The organism is Flavobacterium sp. (assembly GCF_039916025.1).
Lineage (GTDB): Bacteria > Bacteroidota > Bacteroidia > Flavobacteriales > Flavobacteriaceae > Flavobacterium.
This window is the reverse complement of record NZ_JBDSMB010000080.1, coordinates 1-4,121: the sequence shown is the minus strand read 5'-3', so window position 1 is coordinate 4,121 and position 4,121 is coordinate 1. Positions and strand designations below refer to the sequence as shown.

Below are 4,121 nucleotides of genomic sequence, written 5' to 3'. Positions count from 1 at the left end.
ATAACGATTTTAAACCATTTTCTACTACGGAATCCGTAGCCGATATTCAGGATTTTTTTGCTGAAAACACCTATTCTCATTTTCCTGTTTTGGATAATGAAGTTTATTTGGGTTGCCTGTCAGCTGTTGACGCCGAAACCTTTGAAAACAATAAAAAAACTATTGATTATCTTTATGCTTTTGAAGGTTTTTTTGTCAGAGAATCTATGATTTGGCTGGATGTTTTAGAAATTTTCGCCAGGAATAATTCGAATATTGTCCCGATTTTGGATGAAACCAATAACTATATTGGCTATTACGAAATTACAGATGTCATTAAGTTTTTAAACGAAACGCCTTTTCTTAAAGAAACCGGTGGAATAATAGTGGTTGAAAAACCAACAGCGGATTATTCGATGAGTCAGATTACCCAAATTGTAGAAAGTAATAATGGCAAACTGCTTGGTGTTTTTGTTTCAGAAGCGAATGCTGAAAAAGTACAGGTTACCATAAAAACGACACTTGGCAGCATGAATGAAATCATTCAATCGTTTCGCAGGTATAATTATGAAATTGTATCTGAGCATCATGAAGACAACTATTTGAATACTTTAAAAGAGCGCTCTGAATATTTGGACAAATATTTAAATATGTAAAAAAAACAGAAAAGAGAAGGCAGACAACAGAAAGCAGTTATTGAATTTAACAAATTGAAACTCAAATTCTGAAATCTAATATCTGAGATCTAATATCTAATATCATCATGAAAGTTGCCATATTCGGACAATATTATCAAAACGACACACGACCAATCATTAAAGATATTTTTGTTTTTTTCAATAGAAACAATGTAGAGATGATTATTGAGGAAAAATTTTTAGAGATATTATACGAAGAAAAAATCGTCGAAAAACAATATAAAACTTTTGCTTCACACGCTGATTTAGACAGTAGTTTCGACATTCTTATTAGTATTGGTGGTGATGGAACTATTTTAAAAGCGGCTACTTTTGTTCGTGATTCCGGAATTCCAATTCTTGGTGTCAATGCAGGTCGACTTGGTTTTTTGGCTAAAGTTCAGAAAGAAAATATCGAATTATTTCTTCAAATCGTTTTAGAAAAAAAATACACAATTTCCGAACGAACATTGTTAAGCATCGAATGCCCGGGCATTAACCCAAATTTTGCCATGAACGAAATCGCGATTAGCCGAAAGGCAACGACTTCGATGATTACGATTGAAACTTTTTTGAATGGCGAATATTTGAATTCCTATTGGGCTGATGGTTTAATTATTTCAACACCAACAGGCTCTACAGGTTATTCCCTGAGTTGTGGCGGGCCGATTTTAACGCCCGATGTAAAAGGATTGGTTATCACGCCAATTGCTCCGCACAACCTTAACGCAAGACCGCTTGTAATTCCGGATGACACCGAAATAAAACTCAAAGTTTCAGGAAGAGAAGAAGAATATTTGGTTTCTTTAGACTCCAGAATTACAACTATCAGCAATAATTCTGAATTGGTAATTAAGAAAACGCCATTCCAAATTAAAATGGTGGAAATTCCTGAAGAGACTTTCCTTAAAACACTTCGAGCCAAATTACTTTGGGGTGAAGACAAGAGAAATTAGAAAAAAATTTACCTCTATTTATACTACAGTTCTAAAAATTTCGTTTTAGAATAGAAACCATTGCAAGTCTAATAATAATCAGCCCTTTATTTAATTTAACAGAAATATAAAAATCATGTTAGATAAGTACTGAGAATTGTTATATTTGCACGCTATTTTCAATTTGATGAAAAGGATTTTAGTATTATTTTTTTGTTTGATTTTCCAGAATGTTTTGATTGCACAAATTCATGAAATTGGTGTTTTCTTAGGCGGAAGCAATTTCATAGGAGATGTGGGTAAAACCAATTATGTATCTCCGAATAAATTAGCCCTTGGAATTCTATATAAATGGAATAAAAGCCCCAGACATTCCTATAGATTTTCCTATACACAGTCGACTATTTTTGGAAATGACTTAGATTCGGATGTACACGGAAGAGTCGCAAGAGGCTATAAATTTGAAAATAAGATAAAAGAGCTTTCGGCAGGATTAGAATTCAATTTTTTTGATTTCAATCTACATGAAAAGTTAACAAAAAAGGTAACTCCATATGTTTATACGGGTCTTACTTATTTTGCTTACGATGAATTGTATGTGATTAATGGCGAAACAAAAAAAGATTATACAGAAGGTGCGTTTGCCATACCAATGATAGTTGGTGTTAAAAGCAATATTTTTGAAAATATAATTTTAGGATTTGAAATTGGAGCACGATATACTTTCACTGATAATTTAGATGGAAGTTTGCCAAAAAATGAAAATTTAGAACCATTGAAATTTGGTAATTTAAACAGCAAGGATTGGTATGTATTCACTGGATTTACGATTACATACACTTTTGGAGAAAAACCTTGTTATTGCAAAGAATAAAAATGAGCTTATTAGAAACCATTAACAAAGACAACTTACCTAAACATCTTGCCATAATTATGGATGGAAATGGTCGTTGGGCTAAAAAACAAGGTTTACTAAGAGCATTTGGTCACGAAAAAGGAACAAAATCAGTTAGAATTACAGTTGAAACCTGCGCCAAACTTGGAATAGAGAATCTAACATTATATGCCTTTTCTACTGAAAACTGGAACAGGCCAAAATTAGAGGTTGATACCTTAATGAAGTTGTTGGTCAATTCACTAAAAAAAGAACTGGCAACTTTAGAAAAAAATGACATTCGATTAAACTGTATCGGAAACATCGAATTGCTCCCAACAAAAGCCAAAAACGAGCTTTTATCCGTCATCGAAAAAACAAAAAACAACACAAGAATGACTCTGACACTGGCGCTAAGCTATGGTTCGAGAGAAGAATTGTTAAATGTTGTTAAAATTATAAGTGAGAAAGTTAAAAATAATATAATTTCTATAGACACTCTTGATGAATCAATTATAAATGAGCATCTTTACACGCACAATTTACCTGATGTAGATTTAGTGATTAGAACCAGTGGTGAACACCGAATTAGTAACTTTTTGTTGTGGCAGATAGCGTATGCAGAATTTTATTTTACCGATGTTTTATGGCCCGATTTTAAAGAAGAAGATTTATATGCAGCCATTATTAGTTATCAAAAAAGAGAAAGAAGATTCGGAAAAACAAGTGAACAAATTAAATAAAATTTCAGTGCAGATTAACCCTTCAAAAATATTCCTATTTATATTATTATTTGGAACTATTTCTCAATTAAAAGCCCAAGACAGAATCCCATTCGACCAAGGCAAAAAATATATTTTAGCAAATGTAAAAGTTAACGGTAAAATCAGTTACAACGAGCAAACCGTTGTCACTTTTGCCGGTCTTGAAAAAGGTCAACAAATCACAGTACCAGGAGAAGAAATAAGCAATGCCATAAAAAAGCTGGGGAAACTTGGACTTTTTAGCGATATTGATTTTTATGTAAATAAAGTTGAAGCAGATAGTATTTGGTTAGACCTTAATATCGTTGAACTTCCCAAACTTAGTGAAGTAAAAATCCAGGGTGTAAAAAAATCAAAAGTAGAAGGGCTTATCAAAGACAATTCATTGACAAAAGGAAAAATTGTAAATGAAAACCTGATTACAACCACTAGAAATTACATCGAAAACAAATATAAAAAAGACGGTTATTTTAAGACCAAAGTTTTTATAACAACAACTGCTGATACTACCGATGGTAATAGCGTTAAAATGCTTGTCAATATTGACAAAGGCGATAAGTTGAAAATTTCGAAAATCACCTTTGATGGCAATGAAAAATTCTCAGACGCCAAACTGAGAAAGGCGATGAAAAACACGAAGCAAATCAACCCGATTCGTATTTTCAAAGGATCAAAATACATAAAGGATAAGTATAAAGAAGACTTAACTTCCATTATTGATAAATATAAAGAAAAAGGGTATAGAGATGCCAGAGTTATAAGTGACTCGGTATTTTTAAATGCCAAAAAATCGAAGTTAGCCATCAATATAAAAGTTGAAGAAGGCAGAAAGTATCATTTTGGAGACATTAAATTCCTTGGAAATTCTGTTTATTCTGATCAATTGTTAGCA

5 protein-coding genes are annotated in these 4,121 nt (G+C 32.3%); all 5 read left to right on the top strand.

The features are described from left to right. The coding region (locus ABIQ27_RS05110; RefSeq protein ID WP_348032675.1) for a CBS domain-containing protein at nt 1-635 on the top strand (635 nt) is incomplete at its 5' end. A gap of 107 nt (nt 636-742) precedes the next feature. Next, nucleotides 743-1,612 carry an NAD kinase gene (locus ABIQ27_RS05105; RefSeq protein ID WP_348032673.1) on the top strand — a complete coding sequence of 290 codons (870 nt, stop codon included), beginning with the start codon at nt 743-745 and terminating at the stop codon, nt 1,610-1,612. Nucleotides 1,613-1,778: 166 nt separating this feature from the next. Next, nucleotides 1,779-2,465: a DUF6089 family protein gene (locus ABIQ27_RS05100; RefSeq protein ID WP_348032671.1), complete on the top strand. Its 687-nt coding sequence runs from the start codon at nt 1,779-1,781 to the stop codon at nt 2,463-2,465. Nucleotides 2,466-2,467: 2 nt separating this feature from the next. After that, nucleotides 2,468-3,208, top strand: coding sequence for an isoprenyl transferase (locus ABIQ27_RS05095; RefSeq protein ID WP_348032670.1), 741 nt, complete (start codon nt 2,468-2,470; stop codon nt 3,206-3,208). Continuing rightward, on the top strand, nt 3,141-4,121 hold a 981-nt coding region (locus ABIQ27_RS05090), incomplete at its 3' end, for a POTRA domain-containing protein (protein ID WP_348032668.1). The genes ABIQ27_RS05095 and ABIQ27_RS05090, both read left to right, overlap by 68 nt.